This is a genomic window from Tessaracoccus yangjingae (genome assembly GCF_055326235.1).
Genome location: NZ_JBUZNN010000001.1, coordinates 90,640 through 105,087, shown reverse-complemented (window position 1 = coordinate 105,087; position 14,448 = coordinate 90,640). Strand labels below are relative to the sequence as shown.

The window sequence follows — 14,448 nt, the reverse complement described above, 5'->3', positions numbered from 1 at the left end:
GCCGGCCGCTGGGGTGGCCGGCTCCCGGTTTCTCAACTTCCGGTTCAGTCCACCCGCCCCAGGACGATGCCGGGCAGGTCGGGGGCGGCCTCCGAGTAGTCGACGGCGCCGTCGAGCGCCTCCACCGCGCGGTCGAAGCGCTCCGGGGTGGCGGTGTGGAGGGTGAACAGCGGCTGGCCGGCGACGACGCGGTCGCCCGGCTTGGCATGCATCTCCACCCCTGCCACCGCCTGGACATCGTCCTCCTTCCGGGCACGACCGGCGCCGAGCCGCCATGCCGCGACACCGACGGCGTACGCGTCCATCCGGCTGAGGTAGCCGTCGCCCTGGGCGGCGATGGTGTGCTGATGCTCGGCCACGGGCAGGGGAGCGTCGGGGTCGCCGCCCTGCGCCGCGATCATGCGCCGCCACACGTCCATGGCCCGCCCGTCCCGCAGCGCGGGGGCAGGGTCCACGTCCGGCCTTCCCGCGGCGGCGAGCATCTCGCGGGCGAGCTGGACGGTCAGCTCCACCACGTCGGCCGGGCCACCGCCGGCCAGCACCTCGATGGACTCCCGCACCTCCAACGCGTTGCCGGCCGTGAGCCCGAGCGGCGTGTCCATGCCCGTGAGGAGCGCGACGGTGGTGACGCCGGCATCCTTGCCGAGGTCCACCATGGTGCGGGCCAGCTCGGTGGCCTGGTCCAGCGACTTCATGAACGCGCCGGAGCCCACCTTCACGTCGAGCACCAGCGCCCCGGTGCCCTCGGCGATCTTCTTGCTCATGATGGAGCTGGCGATCAGCGGGATGGCCTCGACGGTGCCGGTGGTGTCGCGGAGGGCGTAGAGCTTCTTGTCCGCGGGCGCCAGGCCCGAGCCGGCCGCGCAGATCACGGCGCCCACGTCCTCCAGCTGCGCGAAGATCTCCTCGTTGCTCAGCGCCGCGCGCCAGCCGGGGATGGCCTCCAACTTGTCGAGGGTGCCGCCCGTGTGGCCGAGCCCGCGGCCGGACAGCTGCGGGACCGCCACGTCGAACACCGCCACAAGAGGCGCGAGCGGAAGCGTGATCTTGTCCCCCACTCCCCCGGTGGAATGCTTGTCGGCGGTCGGCCGGCTGAGCGTGGAGAAGTCCATCCGCTCGCCGGAGGCGATCATGGCCGCGGTCCACCGGGCGATCTCGTCGCGCTCCATGCCGCGGATCAGGATGGCCATGGCCAGCGCGGACATCTGGTAGTCGGCGACGGCGCCCCGCGTGTAGGCGTCGATCACCCAGTCGATCTCGGCGGGGCTCAGCCTGCCGCCGTCGCGCTTGGTCCGGATGAGGTCAACGACGTCGAAGTTCATGTCGCTCAGGCTAGCCGCGCCCGTGCATGCGGGCACGACACGCCGTCGAACTCGCCCCTGGGCGAGAAAGCGGGCCGCGGGCCCCCGCGCGGCCGGACTTTGGTGCCCGGTCGGCGATCTGGCAGGATCGAAGCGCTACGCCTCCCGCGCCCGGCCCCGGCTCACAGCCCCCGGCGCCCACCCCACATCGGAAGATCCACATGTCGAAGGAAGTTCTTCGCGCCCGCTGGGGCGTCATCCTGCTGTTCTGGCTCAACGGGGTGGCCTGGTCCTCGATCCTGCCCCGCTACCCGGAGATCAAGGTGGCGTTGGAGGCGTCGAACACGGCGTTCGGTGTCGCGGTGGGCCTGGGGCCGGTCGGCGGACTGATCGCCGGCCTGTTCACCGCCCGGCTGGTGCGCCGGTTCTCGTCGGCGACGGTGGCGGGGGTCACGCTCATCGCGGGCATCGCCATGCTCAACGCCGTGGCAAACGCGCCGACGCTTCTGCTGTTCTCGGCCTCGCTGGCGACCATGGCGGCCATGGACGCCATCACCGACATCTCGATGAACGCCCACGGGTTGCGGGTGCAGAAGCTGTACGGGCGCACCATCCTCAACTCGTTCCACGGCTGGTGGTCCATCGGCGCGGTCTGCGGCGGCTTCCTCGGCTCGATCGCGGCCCAGATCGGCATGGCGCTGTGGCTGCAGGCCCTGATGGCGACGGCGGTCTTCGGCGCCATGGCGCTGTTTGCCCGCACGCTGCTGCTGCCCGGCAAGGATCAGGAGCCGGTCGACGAGGAGGCGGCGGCCGAGGTCCGTCCGCAGCGCCGCATCCCGGCCTCGCTGTGGCTGCGGCTCATCGCGCTCGGCCTGCTGGGCGCGTCGGTGGGCCTGGTGGAGGAGAGCGCCGCGTCGTGGGGCGCCATCTACATGGACGGCATGTTCACGGTGATCCCGTTCGTCGCCGGCCTCGCCTTCGTGGCGCTGCAGGGCGCCCAGATGATCGGCCGGTTCACGGGCGACGCGCTGGTCAACCGGATCGGCGCCCGCCCGGCTGTGACGCTGGGCGTGAGCATCGCGGCGGCCGGCATGGGTGTCGCGGTGGCGTTCCCGCACCCGGTCACCACCATCCTGGGCTTCGCCTGCGCGGGCTGGGGCATCGCCACCGCCATCCCGTCGGCCATGCACGCCGCCGACGAGCTCCCGGGCATGGCGCACGGCTCGGGGTTGACCTTCGTCACGTGGCTGATGCGGCTCGGCTTCTTCGCCGGCCCGCCGTTGATCGGCATCGTCGGCGACACCGTCAGCCTGCGCTGGGCGCTGATCGTCGTGCCCATCGCCGCGCTGCTGGCGCTGGCGCTGACCCCGGCCCTCACCCCGCCCCGGAACGCGCGCCCCACCGTCCTGTGAGGGAGTTGAGCCTGACACGGCTCTCGACACGGCACGTTGAGCCTGATCTGGGCCTCAACCGCGAGAATCAGGGATTTGATCGTTCCACGGCTCTTGAGAGCCAGATCCGGCTCGACGCGAAGGTGACACGACGGGGAGCGTGGTTGACTGGGGCGCATGACGCTGCACCTGCCCTCCCCCCGCACCGCTGACCCGATGACCGCCCCTCCACTGCGGTGGGGGGTACTCGGCACCGGCTGGATCGCCGGACGCTTCGTCGAGGCGCTGCACGCCCACACCCGGCAACGGGTGGTGGCGGTCGGCTCCCGCACCGCCGGGAAGGGCGCGGAGTTCGCCGCCCGGCACGGGATCGAGCGGAGTCTCGTGGGCTACGAGGCGGTGGTGTCCGACGCGCAGGTGGACGTCGTCTACGTGGCCACCCCCCACAGCGAGCACCGCGACAACGCGCTCCTCGCGATCGCCGCCGGCAAGCCCGTGCTGGTCGAGAAGGCCTTCACCCGCAACCTCGCCGAGGCCACCGAGGTGGTCGACGCGGCCCGCGCGGCCGGCGTCGCCGCCATGGAGGCCATGTGGGCCCGCTTCCTCCCCCACATGGACGTGGTACGCCAGGTGCTGGCCGACGGCGCGCTCGGTGAGATCGAGACCGCCTTCGCCGACCACGGGCAGTGGTTCCCCAAGGATCCCGACTTCCGCCTCTTCGACCCGGCCAAGGCCGGCGGCGCCATGCTGGACCTCGGCGTCTACCCGGTCAGCTTCGCGCACTTCGCGCTGGGCACCCCCGGGGCGGCCGTGGCGGCCGGCACCAGGGCGTTCACCGGGGTGGACCGTCAGATCTCCGCCGTGCTGACCGGCTTCGAGCGGCACCCCATGGCGCACGGCATCGTGACCACGACGCTGGCGGCCCCGACACCGACCAGCGCCTTCATCGCCGGCGACGAGGCGCGCCTCGAGATCCCCGGCCCCTTCTACGGCCCGCAGGTGGTCACGGTCCGCCGTCGCGACGGCGGGATCGCATCCTCCGACGAGCCGGCCATCCGCGACCACGCGGGGCTGTGCTACCAGGCCGCGCACCTCGCCACGGTGATCTCGGAGGGCAGGCCCGAGTCGGATCTGCTGCCGCTGGACGAGACGCTCGCGGTGATGGCGACGATGGACGAGCTGCGCCGCCAGGTGGGCGTCACTCTCCCCGGCGAAACCCTCTAGGCGAGGGCCTCCGCGACCTCCGCGTCGAGCATCCCGACGACGGCGGCGCGCGCCTGCTCCGGTCCGGGGCTGGCGAGCACGGCGTCGAGCATCGCGCGGCAGGTGTCCAGGTCGTGGCGGGCCAGCGAGGCTTTCACCGAGCCCACCTTGCCCACGGCCATGGACAGCGACGAGACGCCCGCGCCGGCCGCCACCAGGGCGAGCAGCGGGTCCCCGCCAACCTCGCCGCAGATGCCGACAGGCTTGCCGTCGGCGCCGCGGACGGTGGCGGCGACGAGGTCCCACAGGGCGGGCTGCCAGCCGCTGAGCAGGTGCGCCAGGGAGCCGTTCATGCGGTCGGCGGCGAACAGGTACTGGGAGAGGTCGTTGGTGCCGATGGAGGCGAAGTCGCAGGCCTCCAGCACGTGCCCGGACCGCAGCGCGGCCGCCGGGACCTCCACCATGGTGCCGGCCGTCGGGAGACCGGCGTCGCGGCACCGGGTCGCGAACCAGGCCGCCTCCTCCGCCGTGGCCACCATGGGCGCCATCACCCAGACCTCGGCGCCGGTGGCCTCCCGCGCCGTCGCGAGTGCGGTCAGCTGGTCCGTGAGCAGGTCGTCGCGCTCGCGCTGCAGGCGAAGTCCCCTCACTCCGAGGGCCGGATTCTCCTCGCGCCCCAGGTCGGCGAAGGCCAGGGGCTTGTCGGCGCCGGCGTCGAGGGTGCGGACAACCACCTTGCGGCCGGTGAACGCCTCGAAGACCGCCGTGTACGTGGCCGTCTGCTCCTCGACGGAGGGGGCGGTGGTGCGCTCCAGGAACAGGAACTCGGTGCGGAACAGCCCGGAGCCCTCCACGTCGGCCTTCGCCGCGCGCTGCGCGTCGTCGGCCGTGCCGATGTTGGCCAGGATCTGGATCCGGTGACCGTCGCGCGTGGCGCCGGGCCCCTGTGACAAGGCCTGCAGCGCGAGCCGGTGCTCGTTGCGCGCGCCGAGCACCGCGGTCATCGCGGCGTCCGGATTGATGATGACCTCGCCGGTGGCCCCGTCGAGACCGAGCGTCTCCGGTCCGGCCGCCAGCACGCCGGTGGCCTGGACGACGGCGGGGATGCCCAACTGCGCCGCGAGGATCGCGGTGTGGGAGGTGACCCCGCCCGCCTCGGTGACGATGCCGAGCACGCGGGCCGGATCAAGGGTCGCGGTGTCCGCCGGCGCAAGGTCGAGCGCCACGATGATGCTGGGCTCGTCGAACTCCGGCACCCCAGGTGCAGGGCGGCCGAGCAGTCGTGCGGCGGCCCTCTGGAAGACGTCACGCAGGTCGCTCTGCCTCTCGGCCATGTAGGCGTCGAGCCCCGCGAGGAGCTCGCAGTACTGCTCGACCGCCAGGTACAGCGCGTCGACGGGGCCGTGGCCCTCGCCGGTGAACGAGCCGACCGCGAACAGAAGCCCCGGGTCGCGGGCCATCATCGCCGTGGCCTCGAGCACCGGCCGGGCGTGGCCGTCGGCCCGGCGGGCGCGCAGCTCCATGTCCGCCGCGACCGCATCGAGCGCCTCCGCGACGGCGGCCTCGGCCGCGGCCGGGTCGTCGGTGCGCACGCCGGGGGGTGTGATCTGACTGGTGGTGACGATGACCGCCGGGCCGTGCGCCGAGCCCGGGCTGACGCCGATCCCGCGGATGCTCATGCCGCCGGTTGGTCGTGGTCGATCGTGAGGAACGCGGCGAGGGTGTCCAGGGCGGCCTCGGCTCCGTCGCCGCTGGCGGCCAGGGTAACGACCTCGCCGTGCTTCGCGCCGAGCGTCATGACGCCCAGCATGCTGCGCGCGTCGACGGGGGGCCGGCCCTCCTTCTGGATGGTCACGCGCATGCCGAGGCGGTTCACCGCCTGGACGAACAGGTTGGCGGGGCGGGCATGCAGGCCCGAGGCGGAGGCGATGGTCACTTCACGGCTTGGCATTTGGGGGGTCCTTCTCTAGATCCAGATGTGGTCGAAAACGTCGTCGACGAGGTCGTCGACGATGCCGAGCTCCCACGCCACGTCGAGTGCGGTGTAGCGGGAGCGGTAGTACATGGCGCGCGGGAAGGTGGCCCGCACGTCGTAGGGGGTTAGCCCGATGTCTGCAGGGCGGGAGGGTGCCCCGGCCTGGCGGAGCTGGTCGCTCAGCTGCGCGGTGGTGATCAGCTGCGCACGGAGCCGGTCGGCCACCGCGGGCCACTGGTCCACCAGCGGCCGCAACCTGCGGTACAACTCGTCGCCCGACGCGTACTTGGCCCTGGTCTCGCGCACGGCGTGGTCCGCGAGCGCCCCGTCGAACCGGGCGCGGATGTCCGCCTCGATCTCGTGCCACGGCTGCCGAGCGTCGACGGCCGCACGGAGGTCGAGCGTGGTGAGGTCGCGGGCCAGCAGCGCCTCGTAGAAGGCGCACATGGCCAGAGACCCGATGGCCACCTTGTCCCCGTGCGACAGCGGCGGCTCCCGGTCTGCGCCGAGGTGGGCGAGCTCCCACAGGTGGGAGAAGTAGTGCTCGGCCCCGGAGGCCGGTCGGGTGCCGCCATAGGCCTGCATGGCCAGTCCGGACAGGCACAGGCCCTCGACCAGGCCCTCGAAGGCATCCGGGTCGCCTGCTGCCAGCGCAGCGGGCCGCGACAGCGCCGCAGTCACCCCGGACTGGACCATGGACCACACGTCCTGGTCGACGGGCTCGACGCCGGTGACGTCGGCCAGGATCCAGTCCGCCCCGCCCGGGATCTTGGCCACCAGGTCGCCGTAGCCCGAGGCGGTGAGGAAGCCCGGCGCCGCGGCCACCACGTCGAGGTCCATGACGACCACGACCGGGGCCTTGCAGTTGCGGGTGACCTTGACGCCGTGCTCGCTCATCGGGGCGCCGGCGCCGGTGTATCCGTCCATGGAGGCGGCGGTCCCGACCACCGCGTAGTCGCGGCCCATCTCGAACGCGGCCAGCTTGACCAGGTCGTTGAGGGTGCCGGATCCGAGCGCGATGGGGGTGGCCTCCCCCATCGCCTCCTTGATGGCCTCGCAGTTCTCGTAGGAGGCGTAGAGCGTGGGCCTGCCCGGGAAGATCAGCGGGGCAACCGTGGCGCAGCCGGCGTCCTGCAGCGAGAACGCCAGCTGCGGCCCCGCGGCCGCCCAGGTGTTCTGGTCGGCGACGACGATGTAGGGACCGTTGCCCAGGTGGGCCGCGAGGTGGCGGCCGGCGTCGGCCACCACCCCCCGGCCCACGGCGGCGGCACGGGTGTCGACGGCGCGGGCCAGGGCGTCGGCGAGCGCCTGGCTGGTCACCCGAACACCAGCTGCGCGCCCAGCACCAGGGCGGGCTCCCCGTCGACGCCGGTGAGGTGGATTGCCCCGGGCATCCTCGGCTCGGCCTCGCCGTCGAAGACGAGGGTGACGTGGCCGAGGTTGGCCAGGTTCTGCTGCGCCACCTCGCCGAGCGCCGTGATGGTCCACGCCTGCTCTGAGATCCTCACGGTCTGGCCGACGGCGAGGTCGCCGGTGAGCTCTGCCTTCCCGATGAGGAAGCAGTAGGGACGCAGGGCCTCCGGCGCATCGCCTGCGAAGGTGATGGCCATCGACTCGGCGAGGAATGCCTGGGCCTCGGGACCGACCTCGAGGATGGTCGTGGCGTACGCCATGGTGTTTCTCCTTGTCTGTGGGTGCTCAGGCGGCCGAGTACAGGCCGATGCTGGCCAGCCAGGCCACCGCGACGCGCGGGACCCCGTTGAGGAAGCGCGAGTACAGGACCGCCGGGACGCCCACCTCGATGGTCTCCGGCTCGGCCTCGGCCAGGCCCATGCCCACGGGGATGAAGTCGCAGGCGTTCTGCGTGTTGATCGCGAACAGGGCAGGGAGCGCGAGGTGCGGCGGGACGTTGCCCTTGCCGATCTCCACGCCGATCAGCGTGCCGATGATCTGGGCGATGACGGCACCGGGACCGAGCAGCGGCGAGAGGAAGGGCAACGAGCAGATGAATCCGAGCAGCAGCAGACCCCAGCCCGTGCCGGCCAGCGGGGTGAGCAGGTTCGAGAACCACACGCCCAGGCCCGACGCCTGGATGATCCCGATGAGCATGGCGACGAAGCCCATGAACGGGATGATGGTCTGCAGCATCGTCTGCACGGCGTTGCGGGCGGCCTGGTAGAACACCGCGATGACGTGCCCGGCGCCGAGGCCGACCTTCTGCAGGATGCTCTTGCGGGGCTGGCGGGCCATCTGCTCCGTCAGCTTCAACGGCCGCGCCTCGGCGGGCGAGGCCGTGGCGGAGGGGGACGGCGCCGCGTGCGGCGCGGATCCGGACGCGGTGGCCGCGGCGGCCCCCACGCTGACCAGCTCGCGCTCGTCGGCGAGCGAGACCTGGTTGGAGCCGACTGCCGAGACGTAGATCCCCTCGTTGATGTACTGGGCCAGCGGCCCCGTCTTGCCGGTGGGGACGACGTTGACCGTGGGGATGTTCTTCTTCGGGTAGAGGCCGCAGCGCAGCGACCCCCCACAGTCGATGATGGCCACGAAGTGCTCGTCGTCCGGCACCGAGGTGGTGAACCCGTTGACCGGCTCGGCGCCGGACAGCTCGGCGATCCTGTCGACCACCTCGGGCCGTGACCCGCCGCCGACGATGTAGACGATCTTGTTGCGCTTGGCATCAGGGGTGATGGTGAGGGGGCCGCCGTAGCCGCCGGCGCCGCGGGAGATGGTGATGGTGCGGTACTCAGACATGGGAGGCCTTCACTGTGGTCGAGAGGGTGACGCCCTGCTGCTTGGCGACGTACTTCGTCGTGAAGTCGGTGACCCACCCGCCGACGAAGTTGAGCACCGCCCCCAGCAGGAGGTAGCGGATCGCGAGGTCGCCCGTGTTGAGGCCGAGCGACATGATTCCCTGGGCGATGCCCATCCAGACGAACAGCTCCGCCGGGTTGTTGTGGGGGAAGAGGCCGTTGCTGGTGTGCATCATCTGCGCCACCGAGGCGTAGTAGCCAGGCTTGTGCGCCTCTGGCAGGAACCGGCCCAGCGTGAATGCCATGGGGTTGGTGAGGAAGAACGAGCCGAAGAACGGGAGGATCAGGTAGCGGCTGACCACGTTCCCGCCCGCCTTGGCGGCGAGCCGGTTGATCCGGTCCTCACCGATGAGGGCGATCAACGAGTTCATCGCGATGAGCAGGACGAGCACGAGCGGAACGATGCCGGTCATCCACGCGACGAAGGTGTCTGCACCTTCGCGGAAGAGACCGATGAACCACTCCGCACCGTGCACGAGATAGTCGAGAATGTTCATCTCAACTCCTTTCAGGGTTCGGATCGGGGCAGCGCGAGGCAGCCCCGTCTACACAGCCCCACGGTGGGGCTGCGGGGTGATGGGCGACTGTGCCCGGATGGATTGATGTCAGCTAGGGATGGGGGCGGGCCTGCGTCTCAACCTGGACGCGACGCCCGAGACCCTGCCGAGCGCCCGGGTCAGGGCCGTGGGCGGCTCCGGGGCGGTGCCGCCTCCGGTGATGATGCGGTAGTTGTCGCGGGCGTTGGCGACGGCCTTGACCATCGACCTGCCCCAGTGGCTCGCCAGGGCCGGGTCGAGGTCGGCGATGTGCGAGCCGGTGAACTCGTCGAAGGCCCGGAAGCGGGCGAGCACGGTGACGCCGTGCAGCCGCTGCCCTTCCGTGATGACGCCGTCCTCGTCGATGACGAACATGACGATCGCGCCTTGGACGAGGCCGCCGCGGAACTTGCCCATGGCGACGCGTCCGCGCCGCCGCAGGGCCACGAACAGCTTGGTGAACGCCTGCGTCTGCTTGAAGGACAGAACCGACTGCACGATCCAGGCCAGGCCCAGGGCGATGATGAGGATCCAGAACATCAGCGTTCTCTCTCTGTCAGGGGGTGTCTCTCGAGGAAGTAGTAGAACTGTTCGAACGTGGTGACCCGGCTCAGTTGGTCGATGAGGTCGCGCCGGGAGCCGAGCCTGAGCACCTCGTCGTAGACCTGCACCAGGACGCCCTCGCTCCTGCCCGGATCCGAGGGGACACCCAGCAGGACGATGAGCCGCACGCCGTCGTCGCTCCCGTCGGGGGCGACGACGCCGATCGAGAGCATGACGCTGGTGCGGGTCTCGACCGGGGCGTGCGGGAATCCCAGCCACGGATCCAGCCGGGTCTGCGACTGGGCCTCGCGCTCGCGGATCCGGTCGCCGAAGCCCTGCTCGACCAGGCCGCGGGCCTCCAGGTGCCCGGTCATGTAGTCCACGGCGTCCTCGTAGGCCGTCCCTGCCGGGAGGGCGAAGAAGTGGGCCTCGTCGAGCGCGCCGGCGAGCACCGATCCGCTGCGGTGCCCCCCGGGGTCGAGCGGGATGTGGAGTTGGAGCCTGCCCAGCTGCCGCTCGAGTCCGGTCCGGTCGAGGATCCGGGTCACCCGCAGGACGGGGACCGCCGCGGCCACCTCGTCGTCGCCGTTCACGACCACCAGGTCGACGCCCTCGAGCGCCTCCTGGGTCGCGTCCGCCAGGTTGACCACCTCGTACCGGGTCGAGGCCGGCAGGAGCCGGCTCAGCTGCTGGCGGAGGAGTTCGGCGGTCACGCGGCCCGTGGTGGTGACGATCGCCACGCGGAGGAAGGCGGGCGGCTCGGCCTCTCCGCCGTCGAGGAACACCTGGAAGTAGGCGGCGAGCAGCGCCACCTCCGCGTCGTCGACGGGGAGGCCGACCTGCGATGCGATCACCTGCGAGGCCACGGTGGCCATCTGGTAGGCGACGGGGTACTCGTCGCGGATGTCGCCGACTGCGGAGTCGTCGACCCAGATCCGGTAGCGCATGCGGTTGATCATGTAGGCCACGTGGCGGGCGAACTCGGACATGAACCTGCGGCCGGCGAGGTCGATGTCCATCTCGGAGTTGACCGCGGCAAGCACCTCGCGGACCAGGGTCTCGCCGTCGCCGGTCGCGGTGAAGCGGGCGGCCGCCACTGCGTCCTCGGGCGCCCGCATCCCTGCGACCGGCAGGGTCAGGAAGGTGACCTCGTCGCCGGTGAGCTCCACGCTCAGCTCCGCCCCGAGCCGCTCCGCGACGGACGCCGCGAAGGCGTGCGCGGGGGTCGCGGCGAGACCCGAGTAGCGCTGCGGAAGGTAGTCGATGTCGCGGCCCATCCGCGCCCGGTCCACCGCGACGGTGGCCCACCGCGCCAGCTCCGGCGCGTGGGCCCGGTCCAGGCCGGCGTCCGCCGCCATGGCCCGGACGATCTGTTCCACCCGCTCCTGCCACGGCTCGAGCGGGTAGGCCATCGGGAAGTGCCAGCGCAGGACGTGCAGGCGCTGCTGGAGTTCGGGCCCCTCGAGTTGAAGGCCGACGTTGGGCCGGCCGGTGATGGCGAGGTCCGACTCCGCGACCATCGCCCGGACGCGCGCCAGGTCTCCGACGACGGTGGTGCGACCCACCGACATCCGCGTGGCCAGCTCCTCGATCCGCACGGGCACGAGCGACCGGAAGACCCTTGAGACGATGTACGACGCGCGGGCGGCCGGGTCGTTGAAGGACACGTCGTCGGCGACGCTCGCCTTGACGGCGCGGTAGCGGGCCGGGTCGGCGATGAGCAGGCGGTAGCGCCCGTCGTCGACGGTGATCGAGGCCGCCGTTCCCAGGAGGTCCTGCAGCCCGGCGACGTCCGTGGAGATGGTCCGGCGGCTCACCTCGAGCTCCGCGGCCAGGTCGTCGGCGTTCACGGTCCGCGCGGCTTCGAGCTGCGCGAGGATGGCTGCTGGCCGGTTCATGTCATCACCTCATCTCATTCATGGTCGTCAGGGGGCTGTGGCGGGGGATCAGGCGACGCCGGATCCGTTGCTCCCGAAGAAGGCGTCCCAGGGCACGTTGACGCTCTGGTCCAGGCCCACCACCTCGTGGAGGTGGCGCAGCAGCGGGAACCGTCCGGGAGCCACGACGCCACGCTCGGTCAGGCGGATCATGGCCTCCCCGATCACCCTGATCGCGGCCGCGCCCTCGAGGGTCACGCCCGGCATCTGGGCGGCGGCCTCGCTGAACGTGAGCCCCGAGCCGACAAGCCTGCCGCACTTGACGTTGCGGCCGCCCATGGACGTGACGAAGCAGTCGCCGATGCCCGGGAGGCCCATGGGCGTGGTGGGCTGGCCGCCGAGGAGGTCCATGAAGTCGACCATCTCGATCGAGGCCTGCCCGAAGAGCGCGGCGCCGTAGTTGAAGTTGACGTAGCGGTCCCCGGCCGCGTCGCCCATGGCGTCGAGGATGCCGGACATGAATCCGGCCCCGAAGGCGTAGCAGTTCTTGGTCGCGGCGCACACCTCGACGCCGACGAAGTCGGTGTTGGTCCACACGTGGTAGTGGTCGGTGGCGAACAGGTCGCGCCACATGTTCAGGACGCCTTCGTCGTCGCCGGTGAACACCACGGAGGTGTGGCGGCGGATGGCGACCTCGCCGGCGATCGAGGGGCCGGCGATGGCGGAGAAGGTCAGCTGCTCGCGGAGCGCGGCGGGGATCCGGCCGGCGAGCACGCGGGGCAGGATGGTGAGGTTGCCCTCGTCGTCGGCCTCCATGCCCTTGGCGAGCGCGATGACGTGCATGCCGGGTCGGAGCAGGTCGGCCAGCTGATCGCCGGCCCAGCGGACGCCGAAGGAGTTGACGCCGCTCATGACGAGGTCGACGCCGTCGAACGCCTCGGCGGCTTCCTCGAGCTGGTACGCGGTGGTGCCCTCCGGCAGCGCCAGCCCCAGGTTGGGGTGGACGCCGGTGGCCTTGATGGAGTCGATGATGTCGCGGTCCAGGTGGGTGCCCACGAGCCGCACCTCATGCCCGTTGTCGGTCAGGGGCGTGGTCAGGGCGCTGGCCATGATGCCTGAACCGAGGACGACGACTGTAGCCATGTGAGCTCTCATTCCTTCGCGCTCCACTGCGCGACACCGTTGTTACTGAAGGTGAGGCTGACGCTACCTGCGTTCAGGTTGGATTTCGCTTCCGAACGAGTCGGCTTTCTTCCGATTGCCCGCTCTCGGGCGGCCTAATTGCGTCAACCGCCCGCGGCCGCACGTGGCAGGGTTGGGGCAGCACCCGGACAGCGTGGCCGGCCCGCAAGGAGACCCCAATGATCACCACCCCCACCCAGTGGTACGACGCCTACGTGTTCGATCTCGACGGCACCATCTACCTGGGAGACGAGCTGCTCCCCGGCGCGCGCAGGCTCATCGAGGGGCTCCGGGCGGAGGGGAAGACGGTGAAGTTCCTCTCCAACAACGCCACCAAGGACCCCCAGCAGTACCAGGCCAAGCTGCAGGCGCTGGGGCTGCCGACGGCGCTGGAGGACATCGCCAACACCGTCGTCACCACCACCCGGTGGCTGCTGGACCACCACCCTGACGCCGCCCTGTTCGTGGTGGGAGAGGAGCCGCTCAAGCGGGCGCTCCGGGAGGCCGGGTTCCGCCTGACCGAGGATCCGGCCGAGATCGACGTCGTCGTCGCCTCCTACGACCGCACCTTCGACTACCGCAAGCTGCAGATCGCGTTCGACGCGTTGTGGTTCCACAAGCGCGCCATCCTCATCCAGACCAACCCGGACCGGTTCTGCCCGTTCCCCGGGGGTCGCGGCGAGCCGGACTGCGCGGCGATCACAGCGGCCATCGAGGCCTGCACGGGCGTGACGTGCTCGGTGAGCCTGGGGAAGCCGTCGCCGCTGATGCTGGAGGCGGCGCTGGGTGGGCTGGGACTGGAGCTGTCGCGGTGCGTGATGGTGGGAGACCGGCTGCACACCGACATCCGGATGGCCGTGGAGGCCGGCATGGCATCGGCCCTCGTGCTGACGGGGGAATCGACGGCGGCCGATGTCGCGGCGTTGCCGGAGGACCAGCGCCCCACGCACGTCCTCGACCGGATCGACGAACTCCTCCCCAGCTGACCTCCCCGACGTTGGCTGAGGTGCGAGGAGCGAAGCGACAACCCCGCCCCCGCTGCCCGAGGCGCACGCAGCGAAGCGACAACCACACCCCCGCTGCCCGAAGCGCACGCAGCGAAGCGACAACCCCACCCCCGCTGCCCGAAGCGCACGCAGCGAAGCGACAACCCCACCCCCGCTGGCTGAGGTGCGAGGAGCGAAGCGACGAGCCTCGAAGCCTCAGAAACGTTCCTTGTCAGCTCACTTTTTCTAGGCTTCGAGGCCGCTACGCGGCACCTCAGCCAGCGGGTGGCGGCACCTCAGCCAGCGGGTGGCGGCACCTCAGCCAGCGGGTGGCGGCACCTCAGCCAGCGGGTGGCGGCACCTCAGCCAGCGGGTGGCGGCACCTCAGCCAGCGGGTGGCGGCACCTCAGCCGACGGAAGTGGGCACCTCAGCCAGCGGGAAGGGGGAAACAGTAGCGGCGGGGACTGCAGGGCGGTGGGTGGTGGGGGCCGGGGCAGGTTGGGCGGGCGTTGCTGACGGCGCAAGCGCGAAGCGCCACCGCCGGAAGCATGGGCGGCCCGGCCCCCACCACGCACCGCCCAACCCAACCACAGACACCACCAGCAGAGTCCCTAGTCAACTCGCGTTTCTTAGGCTTCGAGGC

At 71.3% G+C, this 14,448-nt stretch carries 13 protein-coding genes; 3 read left to right on the top strand and 10 right to left on the bottom strand.

Annotation, left to right across the window (positions count from 1 at the left end):
- Positions 1 to 44: 44 nt before the first annotated feature.
- Positions 45 to 1,322: a thymidine phosphorylase gene (locus tag ACZK5D_RS00490; RefSeq protein ID WP_463663902.1), complete on the bottom strand. Its 1,278-nt coding sequence runs from the start codon at positions 1,320 to 1,322 to the stop codon at positions 45 to 47.
- A gap of 200 nt (positions 1,323 to 1,522) precedes the next feature.
- Between ACZK5D_RS00490 and ACZK5D_RS00485 the strand changes: the two genes are divergently transcribed.
- A complete protein-coding gene (locus ACZK5D_RS00485) occupies positions 1,523 to 2,713 on the top strand; it encodes an MFS transporter (protein ID WP_463663901.1) in 1,191 nt (396 codons plus the stop codon).
- Between the two features lie 156 nt (positions 2,714 to 2,869).
- A complete protein-coding gene (locus tag ACZK5D_RS00480; protein WP_463663900.1) occupies positions 2,870 to 3,916 on the top strand; it encodes a Gfo/Idh/MocA family protein in 1,047 nt (348 codons plus the stop codon).
- Here ACZK5D_RS00480 and ACZK5D_RS00475 read toward each other — a convergent pair.
- The 9 genes from ACZK5D_RS00475 to ACZK5D_RS00435 all read right to left on the bottom strand — a co-directional run bounded on the left by ACZK5D_RS00475 (position 3,913) and on the right by ACZK5D_RS00435 (position 12,779).
- Entirely contained in the window at positions 3,913 to 5,574 is a 1,662-nt protein-coding gene (locus tag ACZK5D_RS00475; RefSeq protein ID WP_463663899.1) for a phosphoenolpyruvate--protein phosphotransferase, read from the bottom strand. The genes ACZK5D_RS00480 and ACZK5D_RS00475 overlap by 4 nt on opposite strands.
- Positions 5,571 to 5,846 carry an HPr family phosphocarrier protein gene (locus ACZK5D_RS00470; protein WP_458994817.1) on the bottom strand — a complete coding sequence of 92 codons (276 nt, stop codon included), beginning with the start codon at positions 5,844 to 5,846 and terminating at the stop codon, positions 5,571 to 5,573. Before ACZK5D_RS00470 ends, ACZK5D_RS00475 begins: the two co-directional genes overlap by 4 nt.
- Positions 5,847 to 5,861: 15 nt before the next feature.
- Positions 5,862 to 7,190 (bottom strand): sn-glycerol-1-phosphate dehydrogenase, encoded by a 1,329-nt coding sequence (locus ACZK5D_RS00465; RefSeq protein WP_458994818.1) that lies wholly within the window; start codon positions 7,188 to 7,190, stop codon positions 5,862 to 5,864.
- A complete protein-coding gene (locus ACZK5D_RS00460; protein ID WP_458994819.1) occupies positions 7,187 to 7,543 on the bottom strand; it encodes a PTS glucitol/sorbitol transporter subunit IIA in 357 nt (118 codons plus the stop codon). The genes ACZK5D_RS00465 and ACZK5D_RS00460 overlap by 4 nt, the downstream gene beginning before the upstream one ends.
- A gap of 25 nt (positions 7,544 to 7,568) precedes the next feature.
- Positions 7,569 to 8,621 (bottom strand): PTS glucitol/sorbitol transporter subunit IIB, encoded by a 1,053-nt coding sequence (gene srlE / locus ACZK5D_RS00455; protein WP_458994820.1) that lies wholly within the window; start codon positions 8,619 to 8,621, stop codon positions 7,569 to 7,571.
- The gene (gene srlA, locus ACZK5D_RS00450; RefSeq protein WP_458994821.1) at positions 8,614 to 9,177 is read right to left on the bottom strand and encodes a PTS glucitol/sorbitol transporter subunit IIC; all 564 of its coding nucleotides are present in this window, start codon (positions 9,175 to 9,177) and stop codon (positions 8,614 to 8,616) included. The genes srlE and srlA overlap by 8 nt, the downstream gene beginning before the upstream one ends.
- A gap of 108 nt (positions 9,178 to 9,285) precedes the next feature.
- On the bottom strand, positions 9,286 to 9,756 hold the full coding sequence (locus ACZK5D_RS00445) for a transcriptional regulator GutM (protein ID WP_463663898.1): 471 nt from the start codon (positions 9,754 to 9,756) through the stop codon (positions 9,286 to 9,288).
- A complete protein-coding gene (locus ACZK5D_RS00440) occupies positions 9,756 to 11,657 on the bottom strand; it encodes a BglG family transcription antiterminator (RefSeq protein WP_463663897.1) in 1,902 nt (633 codons plus the stop codon). The genes ACZK5D_RS00445 and ACZK5D_RS00440 overlap by 1 nt, the downstream gene beginning before the upstream one ends.
- A gap of 48 nt (positions 11,658 to 11,705) precedes the next feature.
- On the bottom strand, positions 11,706 to 12,779 hold the full coding sequence (locus ACZK5D_RS00435) for an NAD(P)H-dependent glycerol-3-phosphate dehydrogenase (protein WP_463663896.1): 1,074 nt from the start codon (positions 12,777 to 12,779) through the stop codon (positions 11,706 to 11,708).
- A gap of 218 nt (positions 12,780 to 12,997) precedes the next feature.
- Here ACZK5D_RS00435 and ACZK5D_RS00430 point away from each other — a divergent pair, with 218 nt between their 5' ends.
- On the top strand, positions 12,998 to 13,804 hold the full coding sequence (locus ACZK5D_RS00430) for an HAD-IIA family hydrolase (RefSeq protein WP_463663895.1): 807 nt from the start codon (positions 12,998 to 13,000) through the stop codon (positions 13,802 to 13,804).
- Positions 13,805 to 14,448 lie beyond the last annotated feature (644 nt).

Bases quoted from the DNA above. Each gene is read 5' to 3' on its own strand.
- ACZK5D_RS00490 (WP_463663902.1), bottom strand. From the start codon at position 1,322: ATGAACTTCGACGTCGTTGACCTCATCCGGACCAAGCGCGACGGCGGC.
- ACZK5D_RS00485 (WP_463663901.1), top strand. From the start codon at position 1,523: ATGTCGAAGGAAGTTCTTCGCGCCCGCTGGGGCGTCATCCTGCTGTTC.
- ACZK5D_RS00480 (WP_463663900.1), top strand. From the start codon at position 2,870: ATGACGCTGCACCTGCCCTCCCCCCGCACCGCTGACCCGATGACCGCC.
- ACZK5D_RS00475 (WP_463663899.1), bottom strand. From the start codon at position 5,574: ATGAGCATCCGCGGGATCGGCGTCAGCCCGGGCTCGGCGCACGGCCCG.
- ACZK5D_RS00470 (WP_458994817.1), bottom strand. From the start codon at position 5,846: ATGCCAAGCCGTGAAGTGACCATCGCCTCCGCCTCGGGCCTGCATGCC.
- ACZK5D_RS00460 (WP_458994819.1), bottom strand. From the start codon at position 7,543: ATGGCGTACGCCACGACCATCCTCGAGGTCGGTCCCGAGGCCCAGGCA.
- srlE (WP_458994820.1), bottom strand. From the start codon at position 8,621: ATGTCTGAGTACCGCACCATCACCATCTCCCGCGGCGCCGGCGGCTAC.
- srlA (WP_458994821.1), bottom strand. From the start codon at position 9,177: ATGAACATTCTCGACTATCTCGTGCACGGTGCGGAGTGGTTCATCGGT.
- ACZK5D_RS00445 (WP_463663898.1), bottom strand. From the start codon at position 9,756: ATGTTCTGGATCCTCATCATCGCCCTGGGCCTGGCCTGGATCGTGCAG.
- ACZK5D_RS00440 (WP_463663897.1), bottom strand. From the start codon at position 11,657: ATGAACCGGCCAGCAGCCATCCTCGCGCAGCTCGAAGCCGCGCGGACC.
- ACZK5D_RS00435 (WP_463663896.1), bottom strand. From the start codon at position 12,779: ATGGCTACAGTCGTCGTCCTCGGTTCAGGCATCATGGCCAGCGCCCTG.
- ACZK5D_RS00430 (WP_463663895.1), top strand. From the start codon at position 12,998: ATGATCACCACCCCCACCCAGTGGTACGACGCCTACGTGTTCGATCTC.